This window comes from Stenotrophomonas sp. 86156_Sma, assembly GCF_056481625.1.
The window spans coordinates 1,021,237-1,036,991 of the sequence record NZ_CM151157.1; the positions used below are offsets into that span (position 1 = coordinate 1,021,237).

General features: G+C 60.2%; 16 protein-coding genes and 1 tRNA gene. 16 read left to right on the forward strand and 1 reads right to left on the reverse strand.

Annotated features, from left to right (window positions below; all coding sequences use genetic code 11):
* The first annotated feature begins 8 nt into the window (after window positions 1–8).
* Genes ACZK33_RS04755 through dnaQ form a run of 3 tightly spaced genes read left to right on the forward strand, consistent with a single transcriptional unit; the run spans window position 9 to window position 1,855 of the window.
* Entirely contained in the window at window positions 9–653 is a 645-nt protein-coding gene (locus tag ACZK33_RS04755; RefSeq protein ID WP_121504044.1) for a methyltransferase domain-containing protein, read from the forward strand.
* A gap of 13 nt (window positions 654–666) precedes the next feature.
* Window positions 667–1,119 carry a ribonuclease HI gene (rnhA, locus tag ACZK33_RS04760; protein WP_032129326.1) on the forward strand — a complete coding sequence of 151 codons (453 nt, stop codon included), beginning with the start codon at window positions 667–669 and terminating at the stop codon, window positions 1,117–1,119.
* 4 nt (window positions 1,120–1,123) lie between these two features.
* On the forward strand, window positions 1,124–1,855 hold the full coding sequence (dnaQ, locus tag ACZK33_RS04765) for a DNA polymerase III subunit epsilon (RefSeq protein WP_049420978.1): 732 nt from the start codon (window positions 1,124–1,126) through the stop codon (window positions 1,853–1,855).
* Between the two features lie 67 nt (window positions 1,856–1,922).
* On the opposite strand, the gene ACZK33_RS04770 is transcribed toward dnaQ, so the two are convergent.
* Window positions 1,923–2,627: a PP2C family protein-serine/threonine phosphatase gene (locus ACZK33_RS04770; RefSeq protein WP_032129328.1), complete on the reverse strand. Its 705-nt coding sequence runs from the start codon at window positions 2,625–2,627 to the stop codon at window positions 1,923–1,925.
* Window positions 2,628–2,791: 164 nt separating this feature from the next.
* Between ACZK33_RS04770 and ACZK33_RS04775 the strand changes: the two genes are divergently transcribed.
* The 13 genes from ACZK33_RS04775 (at window position 2,792) to ACZK33_RS04835 (ending at window position 15,526) form a co-directional block, all read left to right on the forward strand.
* Window positions 2,792–2,882, forward strand: a tRNA-Ser gene (locus ACZK33_RS04775).
* A 306-nt stretch (window positions 2,883–3,188) separates the two neighbouring features.
* Window positions 3,189–4,360 (forward strand): IS3 family transposase gene (locus ACZK33_RS04780; RefSeq protein ID WP_478454154.1). Its coding sequence is split into 2 segments (ribosomal slippage): window positions 3,189–3,435 and window positions 3,435–4,360, totalling 1,173 coding nucleotides; the frame shifts between segments, so codons are not numbered across the junction.
* A 336-nt stretch (window positions 4,361–4,696) separates the two neighbouring features.
* The gene (locus ACZK33_RS04785; RefSeq protein ID WP_478454156.1) at window positions 4,697–5,791 is read left to right on the forward strand and encodes a DNA adenine methylase; all 1,095 of its coding nucleotides are present in this window, start codon (window positions 4,697–4,699) and stop codon (window positions 5,789–5,791) included.
* A complete protein-coding gene (locus tag ACZK33_RS04790) occupies window positions 5,788–8,019 on the forward strand; it encodes an Eco57I restriction-modification methylase domain-containing protein (protein WP_478454158.1) in 2,232 nt (743 codons plus the stop codon). The genes ACZK33_RS04785 and ACZK33_RS04790 overlap by 4 nt, the downstream gene beginning before the upstream one ends.
* A 13-nt stretch (window positions 8,020–8,032) precedes the next feature.
* Complete coding sequence (locus tag ACZK33_RS04795) at window positions 8,033–8,605, forward strand: hypothetical protein (RefSeq protein ID WP_478454160.1); 573 nt, start codon at window positions 8,033–8,035, stop codon at window positions 8,603–8,605.
* A complete protein-coding gene (locus tag ACZK33_RS04800; RefSeq protein ID WP_478454162.1) occupies window positions 8,595–9,734 on the forward strand; it encodes an AAA family ATPase in 1,140 nt (379 codons plus the stop codon). Before ACZK33_RS04795 ends, ACZK33_RS04800 begins: the two co-directional genes overlap by 11 nt.
* A 3-nt stretch (window positions 9,735–9,737) precedes the next feature.
* Entirely contained in the window at window positions 9,738–11,042 is a 1,305-nt protein-coding gene (locus tag ACZK33_RS04805; RefSeq protein WP_478454164.1) for a 5-methylcytosine restriction system specificity protein McrC, read from the forward strand.
* A 19-nt stretch (window positions 11,043–11,061) separates the two neighbouring features.
* A complete protein-coding gene (locus tag ACZK33_RS04810) occupies window positions 11,062–11,415 on the forward strand; it encodes a hypothetical protein (protein ID WP_478454166.1) in 354 nt (117 codons plus the stop codon).
* Window positions 11,416–11,505: 90 nt separating this feature from the next.
* Window positions 11,506–11,694, forward strand: a complete 189-nt coding sequence (locus ACZK33_RS04815; RefSeq protein ID WP_478454168.1) for a hypothetical protein — start codon at window positions 11,506–11,508, stop codon at window positions 11,692–11,694.
* Window positions 11,695–12,067: 373 nt separating this feature from the next.
* Window positions 12,068–13,024, forward strand: a complete 957-nt coding sequence (locus tag ACZK33_RS04820) for a DUF932 domain-containing protein (protein WP_478454170.1) — start codon at window positions 12,068–12,070, stop codon at window positions 13,022–13,024.
* Complete coding sequence (locus ACZK33_RS04825) at window positions 13,024–13,533, forward strand: JAB domain-containing protein (RefSeq protein ID WP_236509033.1); 510 nt, start codon at window positions 13,024–13,026, stop codon at window positions 13,531–13,533. The genes ACZK33_RS04820 and ACZK33_RS04825 overlap by 1 nt, the downstream gene beginning before the upstream one ends.
* 122 nt (window positions 13,534–13,655) lie before the next feature.
* Window positions 13,656–14,645 (forward strand): YqaJ viral recombinase family nuclease, encoded by a 990-nt coding sequence (locus tag ACZK33_RS04830; RefSeq protein WP_236509032.1) that lies wholly within the window; start codon window positions 13,656–13,658, stop codon window positions 14,643–14,645.
* The gene (locus ACZK33_RS04835; protein ID WP_236509031.1) at window positions 14,639–15,526 is read left to right on the forward strand and encodes a recombination directionality factor; all 888 of its coding nucleotides are present in this window, start codon (window positions 14,639–14,641) and stop codon (window positions 15,524–15,526) included. The genes ACZK33_RS04830 and ACZK33_RS04835 overlap by 7 nt, the downstream gene beginning before the upstream one ends.
* Window positions 15,527–15,755: the final 229 nt, after the last annotated feature.

Consider the following 15,755-nt stretch of genomic DNA (forward strand, 5'->3'; position numbering starts at 1 on the left):
ATTGGACCATGCCCGCGCTGCAGAGCACCCGTCAAGCGAGCCAGACCCCGTGGTTCGACAGCGAACCGGCGGAGGCCTTGCGTGTGCTGGAGCGGCAATTGCTGCTGCCGCAGCTGTCGGTGCTGCCGGCGCAGCCCTGGCTGTGGATCGCACCAAGTGCAGCCTGGCTGGACGATGCACAGCTGGGTGGACGCGGTCTGCGCCTGTATCGGCAGGGACAGGGCTATGCCGGCGACACCCGCTGTGCGCTGCCGCTGCCGCTGGCCAATGAGAGTGTCAATGCGATCGTGCTGCAGCATGTCACTGCGGCCGACGCCGACCGGCTGCTCGACGAGTGCGAGCGCGTACTGATGCCGGGCGGCCATCTGTGGCTGAGCAGCCTCAATCCGTTCAGTCCGTATCGCACGCGCTGGCGCCAGCATGGGCTGGTGGTGCGCACGCCGCAGCGGATCCGCCTGCTGCTCGGCCGTCATGGGCTGGAATGCGACGATATGCGTTACCTGGGCCCGCTCTGGCGCGGTGCGGGCAGCCGTCGTCCCGGAGGTTGGGCACCGCTGCGCGCGGCCTGCCTGTTCCATGCGGAAAAACGTACGCTGGCCCTGCCTGGGCCGAAACCGCTGCCGGTGCGCTGGCACGGCACCGTAGCTACCTGATTCTGGAGTTGTATTGAAAACCATCGAAATCCACACCGACGGTTCCTGCCTTGGCAATCCCGGCCCCGGCGGCTGGGCTGCGCTGCTGCGCTACAAGGGCCACGAGCGCGAACTGAGCGGTGGCGAGGCGCACACCACCAACAACCGGATGGAGCTGATGGCGGCCATTTCCGGGCTGGAGTCGCTGACCGAGCCGTGCAACATCGTGCTCTATACCGATTCGCAGTATGTGCGGCAGGGTCTGACCCAGTGGATGCCGGGCTGGATCCGCAAGAACTGGAAGACGGCTGGCGGCGATCCGGTAAAGAACCGCGAGCTGTGGGAGCGCCTGCAGGCGGCCACGCTGCGGCATCAGATCGACTGGCGCTGGGTGAAGGGTCACTCCGGCGACCCGGACAATGAGCGGGTGGATACGCTGGCCCGCAACGCGGCGATCCAGATCCGCGACGCCAGCCCGGTAAACTGAGCCCATGCGTCAGATCATCCTCGATACCGAAACCACCGGCCTGGAGTGGAAGAAGGGCAACCGCATCGTCGAAATCGGCTGCGTGGAGCTGTTCAAGCGCCGCCCGACCGGCAACAACTATCACCAGTACATCAAGCCGGACTGCGAGTTCGAACAGGGCGCGCAGGAAGTCACCGGCCTGACCCTGGAGTTCCTCGATGACAAGCCGGACTTCGCGCAGATCGCCGACGAGTTCCTGGCCTTCATCGATGGCGCCGAGCTGATCATCCACAACGCGGCGTTCGACCTCGGCTTCCTCGACAACGAGTTGTCGCTGCTGGGGCCGCAGTACGGGAAGATCACCGACCGCTGCGCCGTGATCGATACCCTGGTGATGGCGCGTGAGCGCTTCCCGGGCCAGCGCAACTCGCTGGATGCGCTGTGCAAGCGACTGGGCGTGGACAACTCGCACCGTGCGCTGCACGGCGGCCTGCTCGATGCGCAGATCCTGGGCGACGTCTATATCGCGCTGACCTCGGGCCAGGAAGAAATCGGCTTTGGTCTGGGCGATGACGATGGCGGTGCTGCCGGTGCGGCGCTGCAGGCCTTCGACACCAGCAAGCTGCTGCCGCGCCCGCGCGTGGTGGCCACGCCGTCGGAGCTGGAAGCGCATGCGGCGCGACTGGAGCGGCTGCGCAAGAAGGCTGGCCACGCGCTGTGGGATGGCCCGAAGGTGGAAGAGCCCGCCAGCGCTTAATGCCTGGTGGGGTAATGCCGGCCGCTGGCCGGCAGCGCCGCATCCACGCATGGCGTGGATCTACCGGTTAGTGGCAGCGCACCAGGATCACGCTGATGTTGTCGCGGCCGCCGCCATCGAGCGCGGCGGCGACCAGCGTGTCCACGCATTCCTGTGCGCTGGCATCCTCGAAGGCGAGGGTGCGCGCGATGCTGCGGTCGTCCACTTCCTCGGTCAGGCCGTCACTGCACAGCAACAGCTGCATGCCCGGGCGCAGTTCGCCGCTGGTGGTGGCCACGTTCAGATGCGCCGGATCGGTCACGCCCAGCGCCTGGGTGACCACGTTGCGGTGCGGATGCGCACGCGCCTGTTCGGCGGTCAGGTTGCCCTGCGCGACCAGCTCCTGCACCACGCTGTGGTCCTGGCTGAGCTGGGCCAGCTGTCCGTCGCGCCACAGGTAGGCACGGCTGTCGCCGACCCACGCCACTTCATAGCGGTTGCCCTGTACCCGTGCGGCGACCACGGTAGTGCCCATCGGCAACGTGTCGTTGCGCCGGCGCGAGGCGCGGATGATCTCTTCGTCGGCGGTGCGGATGGCCTGCGCCAGCGGTGCGCCGCGGCGGATCTCGCGCACGATGGTCTCGCGCGCCAGCGCGCTGGCCACTTCACCGCAGGCGTGCCCGCCCATGCCGTCGGCCACCAGCCACAGGGCCAGCTCACTGTCACCGTAGTAGGTGTCCTCGTTGAGCTCGCGGCGCATGCCGGGGTGGGTGAGGTGTCCGAATTCGATCATGGGCGCTGGGGCGGGGTGTTGCTGGGGAGACAGGCATCATCGGGTGGCTGCGCGCATCCGGCAAGGCGTGTGCTCAGGAAATTTTCACTTCGTTGGCCGGAATGACTTGTCGTCGGCCTCACTTCCTCGTATGATGCGCGTCCCCGGTCCGCCGGGGACCACCCGGAGAGGTGGCAGAGTGGTTGAATGTACCTGACTCGAAATCAGGCAGGCGTTTATAGCGCCTCGGGGGTTCGAATCCCCCCCTCTCCGCCAGATACTTGAACTAAGCCCTTGAACTTCAAGGGCTTTTTTCATTTCCGGCTAGGCCGGTATGCCATCTGGTATGCCATAAGGAGCTGGCTGCTGCTGGATCATTCTGGACGTGTCCACGCCTGCAATTGGCGCAGATGGTTTGCCTTGCTGAAAGGGACGTTTGCATGCCATAGATCGCAATACTGGGCAGCTCACGACACTGTGCGCCTTGCGACTGGCTCCGCTGGTCTTTACTCGTCCTGGCGAGCTGGGGTTCACCCCCGTTTTCACGGACACTACCAAGAAGGCCGATTGAGGCAATGAGGAGTGTTCAAGTCAAAGCGTCGCAAGTTCAGTGCCGAGTTCAAGCGTGGTGCAGTGGAGCAAGCCAGTCGGCCAGGGGTCAACTGCGCCCAGGTAGCCCGTGAGCTGGGCATCCGTGACAGCCTGCTGACTCGCTGGAAGCGGGAGGCACAGGCGGTGGGAAAAGCCGCCTTTGTTGGCACCGGTAGCCCGCGTGACGAGGAGGTTGCCCGGCTCAAGCGCGAGTTGGCCCGGATCACCAAGGAGCGGGATTTTTTGCGAGAAGCGGCGACGTTCTTTGCCAAGGCATCATCCTGAGATATCAGGTGATCGAACGTTGCCGCGATGAGTTTCCGATTCGCCTGATGTGCCGCTGCCTGCGGGTATCGACCAGTGGCTACTACGACTGGAGCAAGCGCCTGCCCAGTGCCCGACAGCGCGACAATGAGCGCCTGCTGGGCCGTATCCACGCGCTGCATCAGGACAGCCGGGGCACGCTGGGGGCCGGCCGCATGCAGGAAGATCTGGTCGAGGAAGGGCTGACGGCCAGTCGAAATCGGGTTGCCCGATTGATGGCGGCAGCGGGCCTGCAAGGCTTGCCACGCCCGAAACGGCGTGGCCAGCGCGCTCAACCGGCACTGACACCGCCGGGCGTGCGCAACGTGCTGGAGCGTGATTTCAGCGCGCTGGAGCCGGAAACCAAGTGGGTGACCGACATCACCGACATCACCGAGATCAAGACCCAGCAGGCCAAGCTGTATCTATGCGTCGTGCTGGATCTGTTTGATCAGCGAATTGTGGGCTGGTCCATGCATCATCGGCAGGACCGGCAGATGGTGATCAGAGCGGCGCAGATGGCGGTTTGGCAACGGCAGGAGCGGCATCCGCTGATCCTGCACTCCGACCGCGGCAGTCAATTTCGTAGCGGCGATTACCAGGATTACCTGACCGCCAATGGCCTGTGCTGCTCGATGAGTGCGGTGGGGCATTGTGGCGACAATGCAGCCTGCGAGGGCTTTTTCGGATTGCTCAAGCGCGAGCGGATCTATCGCACAACGTATCCCACACTCGATGCCGCCCGGTCCGATGTGTTCGAATACATCGAGCGCCGCCACAACCCCAGGATGCGACGGCGACGGGTCAAGCAGGATCAGAAGTTTTCAGCCCTTTCCAAACAGTCCGTGATTTCGGGGTAGAACCCCCGGCATCCCCGCACTTACCCAGCCTGCGCAAACGAGTCGCCAAGATCGGGGGATGCTTGTACGATAACGCAGTTGCACAGACACTTGCGGGGCGCCAATGCGATTCACCGACACAAAGACCGACACCTTGAATCTCCGAGTCTCCCCAATCTTCAAGCAGGTTTTGAAAGGGGTCGCAGACCACGAGCAACGCAGTATGGTGAACATGCTGGAAGTGCTGCTGGTCGACTACTGCGACCGCAAGGGCATCGTTCCCCTTGACCAAAGGGCTACCCCTCCTGCCCAGAAGCGGGAGCGTGCCGGCCGTAGGGCGCAAGTGGGAACAGCTGTATGACCTTCCGCTACATCGGCTCGAAGTCTCGGCTCATCGATCAGATCACGGTCTACATGGGGCGCCCACAAAAGGGTGCTTTCTTTGTGGATGCTTTCTGTGGCACGGGGGTGGTGGCTGAGGCTGCTGCTAACCTCGGCTGGAACGTGCGCATCAACGACAGCTTGCACTCTGCGGTGATTTCCGCAGGGGCACGTCTCATCAGTACAGAGCAAGCGTCTTTCAAGAAGCTCGGCGGCTATGCCAAGGCGATCGCCAAGCTCAATGCTGCCAAGCCCAAGCACGGCTTCATGTGGCGCGAGTACAGCCCCGCGTCGTTTGACACGTGTGGCCTTGAACGGCGCTACTTCACCCAAGAGAACGCAGCGCGCATCGACGCGATGCGCTCATTGATTGGTGAGTGGGTAGAGGACGGAACCATTGATGAAATGGAAGAGCGCCTGCTCATTGCAGACCTCTTCGGGGCGCTTAATCGTGTGGCCAACATCGCGGGCACGTTTGGCTGCTTCCTCTCCAAGTGGACCAGCCAATCGCAAGGCAAGATTGCCATGCGTTGCCGCGAACTCAAAGCCAGTGGTGTGAGCGTGGAAGCCACCGTCGGCGATGTGTTTGATGTGCCCAATGCCGTGGACGACTTGGTTTATTTGGATCCCCCTTACACCAAGCGCCAATACGCAAGCTATTACCACATCCTCGAAACCGTGGCTTTGGGGGACGAGCCCGAAGTGGAGGGCGTTGCGGGCCTGCGCCCTTGGAAGGGCCTTGCCTCTGACTTTTGCTACAAGACCCGGGCGCTCAAAACGCTCTCGCGTTTGGTCAGTGGCTTGAAGGCTCAAAAGGTGCTGCTCTCGTACAGCAGTGAAGGGCACATCAGCATGCCTGACGTGAAGGCCGAGCTCTCGAAGATCGGCAAGTCCACGATGCAACCGCTAGGGGCCATTGGCCGCTATCGCCCCAACAAGGTCGCCAGCAGCACTGCGTCTGATGTGAAAGAGTTCTTGGTGGTTGTGGAGCGCCCCATTGTGCAGCTTTCCAAGGCCCAACCCAAACCTGTCCAGGCGACCAAACCCATCCTCGTTGAGAGCTATGCATGAGTGCACCGCGCCCTGTTGAAGCGGAGTACCTGTCCCCAGCAGAAGCAGCCCTCACACGGGCTGTGGGTGAAGAGCGTGGGCCAGCGAGTTTTGAGTTGCGCCTTCAAGTGTTGGAGGCAGCATCGGCGCGTTTTGGTGGGTTCGACCTGGCAGCATTTCATGAGGCGTTTGGAACTAAAAGCAAGCGTTCTACAGCAGAGCTCTTGGCGCTTGCTGCTCCCGTGGCAACTGCCATCGAGCGCTCACCGATTCATCCTGCATTGGCGTTGAGTGCCTTGGCACGCGAAGCCCTGCATGAACAGGACAGAAAGAGCACGGGCGCGTATCACACGGACTTTCGATTGGCCACGCGGCTGGCGCAGCTCGCAGCCTCCAAGCTTACCCACAAGAGCCGGGTGATAGATCCGGCCAGTGGTGCGGGAATTTTGCTTGCTGCACTGACCCATGCGGTATGTGGTATGGACCGAGCCAAGACAGCTCATTGGCTGGCTCATGGCGTGTGTGCAGCGGACCTCTCGGCCAATTCGCTGCGCGCAGCACTGCTGGCTCTGGCCTCCTTTACTGACGATGTATCGGCTCTCAAAGCCATGCGTGCGCGTTGGTACTGTGGCGATAGCTTAATGGCAGATCGCAAGGTCTGGGCTGCGATGGCCCCTGAGGGCTTTGATGCAGTGATTGGCAACCCCCCGTGGGAGAAGGTCAAGCTCTCGCGGCATGAGTTTTTGAAGTCCTCAGGCACCAGGCGCCACTACGGAGCACAGATTCATGGGCTCGATGAGGAGCGCTTTGCCCAGCAGCGCGATGAGGTTGCCAACTACTCTCGGCGCCTCTTGGCGCGCTACCCAGATTTGAGCAATGGTGAGCCAGACCTCTACATCGCCTTCACGGACCTCTTCTTTGAACTGTGCAAAGAGCAGGGGGTTGTGGCTGCGCTGATCCCAGGGGGCCTCATCCGTTCGCAAGGTACTCAGACCATGCGGCAAAAGATTTTTGACGCCAGCCAAAGCGTGTCGCTCTCGATCATCGACAACCGTGCACGGTTCTTTGCCATCGACACGCGGTTTAAATTTCTGGCTGTGGCCCTCACCAAAGCGGGTTCTGAAAAGAGCAAGCGTAAGCCCATCACGCTCTTGCACCAACGGGGCACTCCCACGGGGTTGGAGACGACGGGCACTGCCACCATTGGACGTGCAGCACTGGCTGCAGTTCGGGACGATTTGAGCCTTCCTGAGGTTCGTAGCGTTGCCGAGTGGAAGCTCTTCTCGAAGATCGCAGAAGCCGGTGTGTCGTGGGATGAGCCCGGCTGTGGCTGGACTCCGAAGTTCTGCCGTGAAGTCGATATGACCAAGGAGCGCGCCAAGTTCCTCAGTCGTGCCACCCTAGGTGCTCTACCGTTGGTGGAAGGGCGCATGGTGCAGGCACATCGCTTTGGTGTGAAAGGCCACGTGTCTGGCACCGGCCGCAGTGCCTTGTGGGAAGCCTTCCCCATCGGAGGCTCGCGCCTCTCGCCTCAGTTTTGGATCCACCCTAGCGACATGCCTCGTGCCAACCAGCACCGCGCGGATGTGCTACGCGCGGGCTTTTGCGATATTGCAGGTCAAACCAATGAGCGCTCGCTCATGGCCTCGTTGATTCCGGCTGGGGTGGTCTGTGGCAACAAAGTGCCTACGATCCTGTTTCCCGATGATCCATCGGAAGAGCGGTTGCTGGTGTGGGTGTCCATCGCCAACAGCTTTGCTTTTGATTGGATGCTTCGGCGCGTGCTCACCACCACGGTGAACTACTTCCTGCTGCAAAGCGTGCCCATGCCAAAGCTGGCCAAAGAGGGCTTGCCGTGGAAGAAGCTGGTGAGCGCTGCGCGCGAGCTGCGCTCACTCGATGGCGCTGGGGCTACCCGTGAAACTTACGAGCGTATGGCGCAGCTTCGTGGGGAAATTGATGCCGAAGTGGCTGTGGCCTACGGGCTCGATTTAAAGGACATGGAGCTGGTGCTTCAAGACTTCCCGATTTTGGACCGGGGGCAAATAGGATTGCCTGGTGAAGCCAAGTCCACGATTACCCGAGACAGTGTTTTGGCCGCTATGGCAAAACGCACAGGAAGTCAGACTATAGTTTGGTTGCGCCGTGTGGTGGAGGCACGTGCGCTGGGGGCCATGGCTTATGTGCCCTCAGAGCTCGCCCTTGGAGGCGAAGAAATCGAAGAAGAGGGAACCCGAAATCATGGCTAACCAGGTAGGGCAAGTGGCCCGCATCCTCTACAAAGAGCTTGTAGAGGGGGATTTGCGAAAGCTTCAAGCGAAGTCCAATGATGCCGACACAGGCGGTGGAGCTCGGGACTTCCGATTCGGCTCCTACAACACCCTCTTGCCTGTGATTCGCCCGATGTTCCCGGAGACGGTCAAAGAAGCCCGTAAGCGTGGTGGTGAAGTCGTGTTGATCGACGTCTTTAAAGGGGCGTTCTCTTGGCGCGATGCTCTAGGTAACAAACACAGCAAAGACGCGTACTTTGAGCCGCCCACTGATGTGCGCCCTTCGGAAGGGCGTATTGCACGTGTGCACGATTACCCGTGTTTTGATGCGAGCCACGTGAAGATTGGCGTTGGCAATCGCGTTCTGCTTTTGCTCATCCAACTCGACGATGGTTCGCTTTGGCCACACTATGCAGAAGAGAAATCGTTGCGTACTCCCAATGCTTGGCATCCAGTGGTGGCCAAAGAGCTTTTGGATTGCTTGGATGCTGCACGGCCTGTAAATCAAGCAGTCATTGGCTACCGAGACTTCACCAACGCGGGTAGATACTGCAATGGCAAGTGAAGAGTGCAAACACGCGCTAAAACTGCTCGCGCGTTCGCGCAACGTGCTGGTGTCTGGTGCGCCCGGCACGGGTAAGTCGAAGCTTCTGGCCGAGGTTGCTCTGGCCTTTGAAACGGCCTTTGGACTTGCTCCCGCAGGTGGAGCACCAAAGCTCAATCCCGTGGGTGGCATCCCGATCCCACCTGCCGCTGGTGTTGTCAAAGATATTCCTGCGCCTACGAAGATGGACCGTAAGGTCTTTCGCACAGTCTTCCACCAAAACTCCAAGTACCGCGATTTCGTATCAGGCATCACGCCAGCCGTAAACAAGGTAGCAGGTGCCCCAGACTTCACCATCGTGAAGGGAACGCTATACCGTGCCAGTGAGCATGCGAAGGGCGCCAATGGCGCTGCACTCTTGATCATCGATGAGATCAACCGAGGGCCAGCTGTGCAGGTCTTTGGTGGTGCCATCGTGGCCATTGAGTCCGACAAACGTCTGGCCTCTGATGGGTCCAAGCGCGCCGAAACGCAGTTCTTTGAAATGCTCGATCCGGCCACTGGCGATGTGATCGAGTACGCGTTGCCTCATGACCTCTACATCTTGGCTGCGATGAACCAAGCCGATGCTTCGGTGGAGCCTTTGGATGTGGCCTTCCTGCGGCGTTGGGAGCCTCTGCGTTTGGAGTCCGATGAAGCAGCGCTGCGGACCTTCTATGGGCTTGGTGCCAAGGGTGCCAATGCGTTGCCTGGTGCTCCTGCCAACGTGGGTGATGCCTTGGAGGCATCGGTTCGTGCATGGGCGGCCATCAATGCACAGATTGCGCTGGGGCGTGGCCCCGAGTTTCAGATCGGGCATGGCGTGCTCATGTCCGATGTGAACCCCCAAACGCTGGCACTTCCTGAGGCTCTGGGCACCCTGTGCGTGGGTTGGGCCAAGGTGCGAGCGCACGTGGAAGAGGTGTTCTTCGGGGACACCCGTGGCATTGCTGCTGCCCTCAATGCGCTTGATGGCCCAGCTTACAATCCGTTCAAGCTCACCGAGACGACCTTTGCCGATGACCTGCGGTTTCGTCTTGAAGGCCCCACGAATTTTGCTGAGGACAACATCTACGCAGCACTGCGGGCATTTGCCAATCCTCGGGGGTAGCGTGTGGCGCACACCCGAACACGGCTGTCCCTTGTTGAGTACGGTGCACCCGTAGACCTGAGCCGTCAGATTGTTGACGCCATTGGGGTAGATCGCACGAAGGCCAATAGCCTGTTGATGGAGGCTGGAAACCGTGCTGCATCGAGCCTTCGGCTCAACTACAACCCCATAAGTGTGGATGCCAAAGGCGCACGGGCAATCGATTTTGCGGGCCTCATCCGCCTGGCGCCTTCACTGGAATTGGAAGTCGCGCCCAAGTTTTTGGGACTCGATGACACCGATGCCGCGTGGCGCGAGGACTTCTTTTTTCTGTCCACGCTTTCAAGGCATGGGCGCCTCTTGGCCTCTGAACGACTCTCGGCCTCAGGCGGCACACCACGGGACCTCTCCACGTTGGTGGCGCGTTCCATCACCAGCATGTACGAGGCCCGAAAGCAGCGCCCATTGCGCACCTACCGCAAGGTGCGTGAGGCAGGCTTTTTCATTGATGGGGACCCCGATCCGGTGGACCTCATCTTTCCGTCTCCCGATGGATTTGAGCAAGAACTCACCCGTTTTGATCGCAAGAACGGTTGGAACGGGGACATCGTGGCGGCGGCTAAAGAGCTGTTGCCTGAGGTGAGCGCTCCATCGGCTGCAAGTTCCTTGGTGCGGTTGATCGAAGACCTCTCACCCCAAAACGCCCCTGCCAATCGTCGCAAACCCATTCCTGCACGGCACCGAGCTTGGAAGCCCTTGCATGAGTTGTCCCTTGATGTGCTTGGAGGCTTGGGCCTCAACTACAAGCAGGGACAAGCACATGCACCGGGCTACTTGGTCGATACGTGGCGCGTGTGGGAAGACCTGTTGACGGTGGCTGCTCGATTGGGCTTTGGCCGCAATGCCGTGGTGCCTCAACGAGGCTACACCTTAGGCACCAAAACCAAGATCACTACGGGGGCAGTGAGCAAACTTTCGGTGTATCCCGACTGCGTGATTGAGCCCGAAGGCACACGCCCAAGGATGCTGCTGGATGCAAAGTACAAGGGCCACGTGGAGAAGGGGCAACTTCGCATCAGTGAGGCTGACATCTACGAGGCCTTGGCCTTCTCAAAGGCCACCGGATGCAAGCTGGTGGCGCTGGCCTATCCTGCGCAACCGGAAGACGCCCCGCAGCCTGTGGGCACCTGCACGGTCTTTGAAAAGGTTGTGATCGATGCGGTTCAGATCGTGGGTATCCAGATCGAGAGCCGTCTGATTTCCAAGACAGGCGCCCTCAGAGTGTTCGCCGCCAACATGGCTGCCGGGGTGGAAGCAGCCTTCACTTGATCGATGTGAGGGACCGTCTGTGCGCCTGGCACTAGAACAAATCAAAGCAGCCACGTTGGGTGGCACTGGCCGAACTCAGTCGGTGACAATCGTTCTTGCCAAAAAGTTACGGAACTTTCGGGACGATCTCGACACATTGGTGTTGGATGCCGATCTATTGGAGGCAGTGCTCTCGAATCCCGATCCTAAAAAGGCTAAGGAGATTGAGATCAAGCTGAGTCGGCGTATGCGTAAGCACGCAGGCAACCCAAAGTTCAAACAGCTCTCCGAGCGGTTGGACGCGCTGAAAGACCGTTTCGAGTCCGGTCAGATCAACAGCGTGGAGTTTCTGAAGCAGTTGTTGGAGATCGCCAAGGAAACGCTGCAAGCCTAGAAGGATGTCCCGCCCGAAGAGGACGAGGATCGCGGCAAGGCGGCGCTCACCGAGCTGTTCAACGAGGTCAAGACGGCCGAGACGCCCATCATGGTCGAACGCGTTGTGGCGGACATCGACGAGATTGTGCGTTTGGTCCGCTTCCCGGGCTGGCAAGGCACCCAGGCCGGCGAGCGTGAAGTCAAGAAGGCCCTGCGCAAAGCCCTCTTCAAATACAAGCTGCATGCGGATGAAGAGCTGTTCGAGAAGGCCTACAGCTACATCCGGCAGTATTACTAAAGGGGGCGAGGGAGCACCACTCAGGCGATAGATAGTGCACCGCATTCAACCTCGTTGGGGCCAGTTACGGATGCGTAATATAAATAAATTCAGACACATATCACCCAGTTGATGCCGGTGGTTACTGGCTTCGCGTGTAGATGCTCCGCGATGATGCATCTGCTTTGGATATGGCTTTATGAAAGAAAGATCCGATTGCCTCTACTGTGTTTTAGTTGTCGCAGCATCCATCATCGCTGCGGTTGCTCGGTGTGCTCTGTCTTCGGGCAGTGAAGACATCGAACCCTTTAATTGATACTGCATTGGCATACGCACAAGGCCCGGCATCGTCCGGGCCTTGTGCGTTTGTGCCATAAGAAGCGAGGAAAATACGATGCATCTGGTTGAAACAATGGCTTATGCGGGTGCTAAGCCGTGGCATGGTCTGGGCAATAAGCTTGAACAGCACCAGCCCATTGAGGTCTGGAAGCGTCAGGCTGGTATGGATTGGCAAATCGAGGACTCCGAGGTCCGCTTCATCACGGGTAGCAACGCCATCGGTGCCATCCACTCCTTCCCGGAGCAGAAGGTTCTTTATCGCTCCGATACCAGGGAGCCGCTGGCTGTCGTATCCAAGCGGTTCAAGGTTGTCCAGCCGGGAGAGATCCTGGAGTTCTACCGTGATCTGACGCAGCACAGTGGCTTTGAACTGGAGACGGCGGGTGTGCTCAAGGGCGGCAAGAAGTTCTGGGCCATGGCTCGGACGGGCCAGAGCACTTCGCTGAAGGGGCGTGACAGGGTGGATGGCTATCTTTTGTTGGCCACCGCTTGTGACGGCACGTTGGCCACTACGGCGCAGTTCACCTCGGTGCGCGTGGTGTGCAACAACACCCTGCAAATCGCTCTGGGAGACAGCAGCGGAGCCATCAAGGTCCCGCATCGTAGTCAGTTCGACCCGGATGCCGTGAAGCGCCAGTTGGGGATCACCGTCTCGACATGGGACAGCTTCGTGGCTCGCATGAAAGCCCTCTGCGACCGTCCAGTTGATCCCGATACGGTCGATGGTCTGTTGCGACGGGTGCTTACCTACCAAGGCCAGGGCACCACCGCTGAGGTCGTCAACGAGCAGGCGCTGGCCAGTGTCCGTGCCCTGTATGAGGGCGGCGGTCGTGGCGCGTTGTTGCCTTCCAGCCGTGCAACGGCCTGGGGCGTACTCAACAGCGTCACGGAGTACGTTGACCACCACCGACGAGCCCGTAGCGATGATCACCGCCGTGATGCGGCATGGTTCGGTGCTGGAGCTCAGCTCAAGCAGCGCGCGTGGGATGAAGTGATGAAGTTGGTGGCCTGATGGAAGCGCAGGCCTATCACATGACCACATCAAGGGCCGGATCCGATGAGGAGGAGAGCAGGATCCGGGTACGTGAGGACAGGACGATTGCGAGGGCGCTGCAGATCCTGCAGAAACGGGCATCGTTGCCAGGGGAGGTGCTGGGAGGAGCAACCCAGGGTGCATTGCTCTTCCGGCTACGTCTGGGAGGCGAAAACCGCGAGCATTTCGAGGTTGCCTTTCTCGACACGCAGTTCCAGCTCATCGCAGTTGAGCGGCTTTTCTCAGGAACGATTGATGCAGCCGAGGTTCATCCTCGGATCGTGGTTCAGAGGGCACTTGCCCACAATGCATCGGCGGTACTCATGGCTCACAACCATCCAAGCGGTAGCTTGCAGCCATCTGCATCAGATCGCGCAGTCACGGCGCGGCTGAAGGCTGCCTTGGACACCGTGGACGTGAGGCTGTTGGACCATTTCGTTGTCACCAGTCATGAGGTGGTCTCGATGGCCTCTCAAGGCATGGTCTGACAGAGCTGCAGCGATCAGTGCTGTCGCTTCGCCCATTCATCTTGACCACATCGATAGCTTGAAATGAAAGACCTGACCAAGGCCGCCCATCAAGGCGGCCTTTTCTATTCCGGAGATTGCCAATGAGCAAGCACACCGCGTTGCGTTTGGTTGATACGCGTTCACTGGATCGCCAGCAGTGGCTGGAGGTCCGCAATGGCGGCATCGGTAGTTCGGATGCTGCCACCGCCGTGGGGTTGAACCCCTACAAGAGCCAGCTGGAGCTGTGGCAGGAGAAGACGGGCCGCAAGCCAATGGAAGAGATCCCCCCTGGACAAGAGGATCCCCGCTATTGGGGAACCCTGCTCGAACCCATGGTGGCCACAGCCTACCAGGAGCGCACGGGGAACCGGGTACGCCGAGTCAACGCCGTTCTGCAGCATCCGACCTTCCCGCACATGCTGGCCAACCTCGATCGAGAGGTAATTGGTTCCCCGGCGGTCCAAATCCTTGAGTGCAAGACAGCAGGGGAGTTCGGCTCTCGGCTGTGGAAAGACGGGGTTCCCGAGTACGTGCAGCTGCAGGTACAGCATCAGTTGGCAGTGACGGGGAAGCAGGCAGCAGATGTGGCAGTGCTGCTGTGTGGCCAGGCGCTAAGGATCCACCGTATTGAGCGAGACGAAGAGATCATCAGCCGCTTGGTGGTATTGGAGGCCCGGTTCTGGGAGCACGTCATCAATGACATCGAGCCTCCAGCCGATGGCTCGGAGTCAGCGGCCAGTGCGTTGCGGAGCTTGTACCCAGGCAAGGACACCGTTGTCGATTTCAGTCAGGACCCGGAATTGGTCGAGACCTTCACCAACCTGGTCTCGTTCACTGAGGCAGTTGCAGAGCAGGAACAGCAGATAGAACTGCTCAAGCAGACACTGCAGCAAGCCATGGGGGACGCTTCCATTGCCCGGTTCGGCTCACTGGGAGAAGTCATCTACCGCCGTAGTAAGGATGGCACGTCACTGGATACCAAGCGGCTCGCAGCCGAGCACCCGGAGATCGCTGCGGCCTACACGGTAGTCCGTCCGGGGTCGCGCCGATTCCGGATCAACACCACGATCAAAGAGGTCACATCATGCTGAAGGGACTGGCCATAACGCCGCCCGTGATTGGGCGTATTTCCATCGGCCGGGTAGTAGAGCGCAATGGCAAGCGGCTGCCCGAAAAGGACGACCAGTTCACCCTCACCAGCCAGGTACAGAACCGTGAGGGCTGGGTGCTGCACCCGCTGGATGAAGAGCTGCGGAAGGCATCGGAGGGTAACAAGCTGCGATCCATCCCGGTGCGCCTGCTCTTCGACGATCCAACCCTGAACCTCCGGGCTGACTATTCGCTGTTCAATCGCGAGAACGGAAGACCGCTGTGTGTAGGCAACGGAGACACCTGCCGGCGTGCTGGGCCTGAAGGCATGGAGACGTTGCCTTGTCCTGGTCCGGATGGGTGCCAGTTTGCCAGTGGGGGCTGCAAAGCCTATGCCCGCTTGAATGTGGTCATTGGGGACGGGGCGGGGGATGCGATGGGTAGCTTTGTTCTGCGCACCACCTCCTACAACACCATCCGCACACTGGCAGCACGGCTGCACTACCTCAGTGCAGTGTCGGGCGGAAGGCTGTCTTGTCTGCCGCTCGAGCTGAAGCTGCGGGGCAAGTCCACGACGATGAGCTACCGATCAGCGATCTACTACGTCGATCTGGTGGTTCGGAGCGGGCTGACGCTCGAACAGGCTGTCGCAGAGGCGGTTGAGCGACACGCAACAAGAGCTGCAGCGGGGATCGACCAAGCTGCACTGGATGAGGCGGCGAGACAGGGCTTCGCTAACGGGGCCTTCGAGGACTTGGATGAGGACGTACCGGCTGTGGTTGAGGAGTTCTATCCGTCAGGTCACGGCGAGGTTGCTCAGGCAACTGCAAACGGAAGTCTCAAGGACAGACTGGAAGCGCAAGCGTCTCGGTTGGTGTCGTAGGGGAGCAGTACCGGTACGGATCTGTATCAGGTACGGACAAGAGGCAGTTCAGGTCCTGAGCGGACATCGGATGGAACGGACCGGTTTGTGGGCGCAGAGGACGAGACATGCCAGGGAGCGAAAGCTCTCTGGCATGTAAGTGTTTGATTTTTCTTTGATCTGGTCGGTTGTGCGCGTCCCTGGAAAAAACCTGGATTTTTTTTCCCTGTACCCCCAACAGCAGCATATC

Excerpts from the sequence above, each read along its gene's own strand:
- ACZK33_RS04755 (WP_121504044.1), top strand. The coding sequence starts at position 9 with ATGCCCGCGCTGCAGAGCACCCGTCAAGCGAGCCAGACCCCGTGGTTC.
- dnaQ (WP_049420978.1), top strand. The coding sequence starts at position 1,124 with ATGCGTCAGATCATCCTCGATACCGAAACCACCGGCCTGGAGTGGAAG.
- ACZK33_RS04770 (WP_032129328.1), bottom strand. The coding sequence starts at position 2,627 with ATGATCGAATTCGGACACCTCACCCACCCCGGCATGCGCCGCGAGCTC.
- ACZK33_RS04785 (WP_478454156.1), top strand. The coding sequence starts at position 4,697 with ATGACCTTCCGCTACATCGGCTCGAAGTCTCGGCTCATCGATCAGATC.
- ACZK33_RS04790 (WP_478454158.1), top strand. The coding sequence starts at position 5,788 with ATGAGTGCACCGCGCCCTGTTGAAGCGGAGTACCTGTCCCCAGCAGAA.
- ACZK33_RS04800 (WP_478454162.1), top strand. The coding sequence starts at position 8,595 with ATGGCAAGTGAAGAGTGCAAACACGCGCTAAAACTGCTCGCGCGTTCG.
- ACZK33_RS04815 (WP_478454168.1), top strand. The coding sequence starts at position 11,506 with ATGGTCGAACGCGTTGTGGCGGACATCGACGAGATTGTGCGTTTGGTC.
- ACZK33_RS04820 (WP_478454170.1), top strand. The coding sequence starts at position 12,068 with ATGCATCTGGTTGAAACAATGGCTTATGCGGGTGCTAAGCCGTGGCAT.
- ACZK33_RS04825 (WP_236509033.1), top strand. The coding sequence starts at position 13,024 with ATGGAAGCGCAGGCCTATCACATGACCACATCAAGGGCCGGATCCGAT.
- ACZK33_RS04830 (WP_236509032.1), top strand. The coding sequence starts at position 13,656 with ATGAGCAAGCACACCGCGTTGCGTTTGGTTGATACGCGTTCACTGGAT.
- ACZK33_RS04835 (WP_236509031.1), top strand. The coding sequence starts at position 14,639 with ATGCTGAAGGGACTGGCCATAACGCCGCCCGTGATTGGGCGTATTTCC.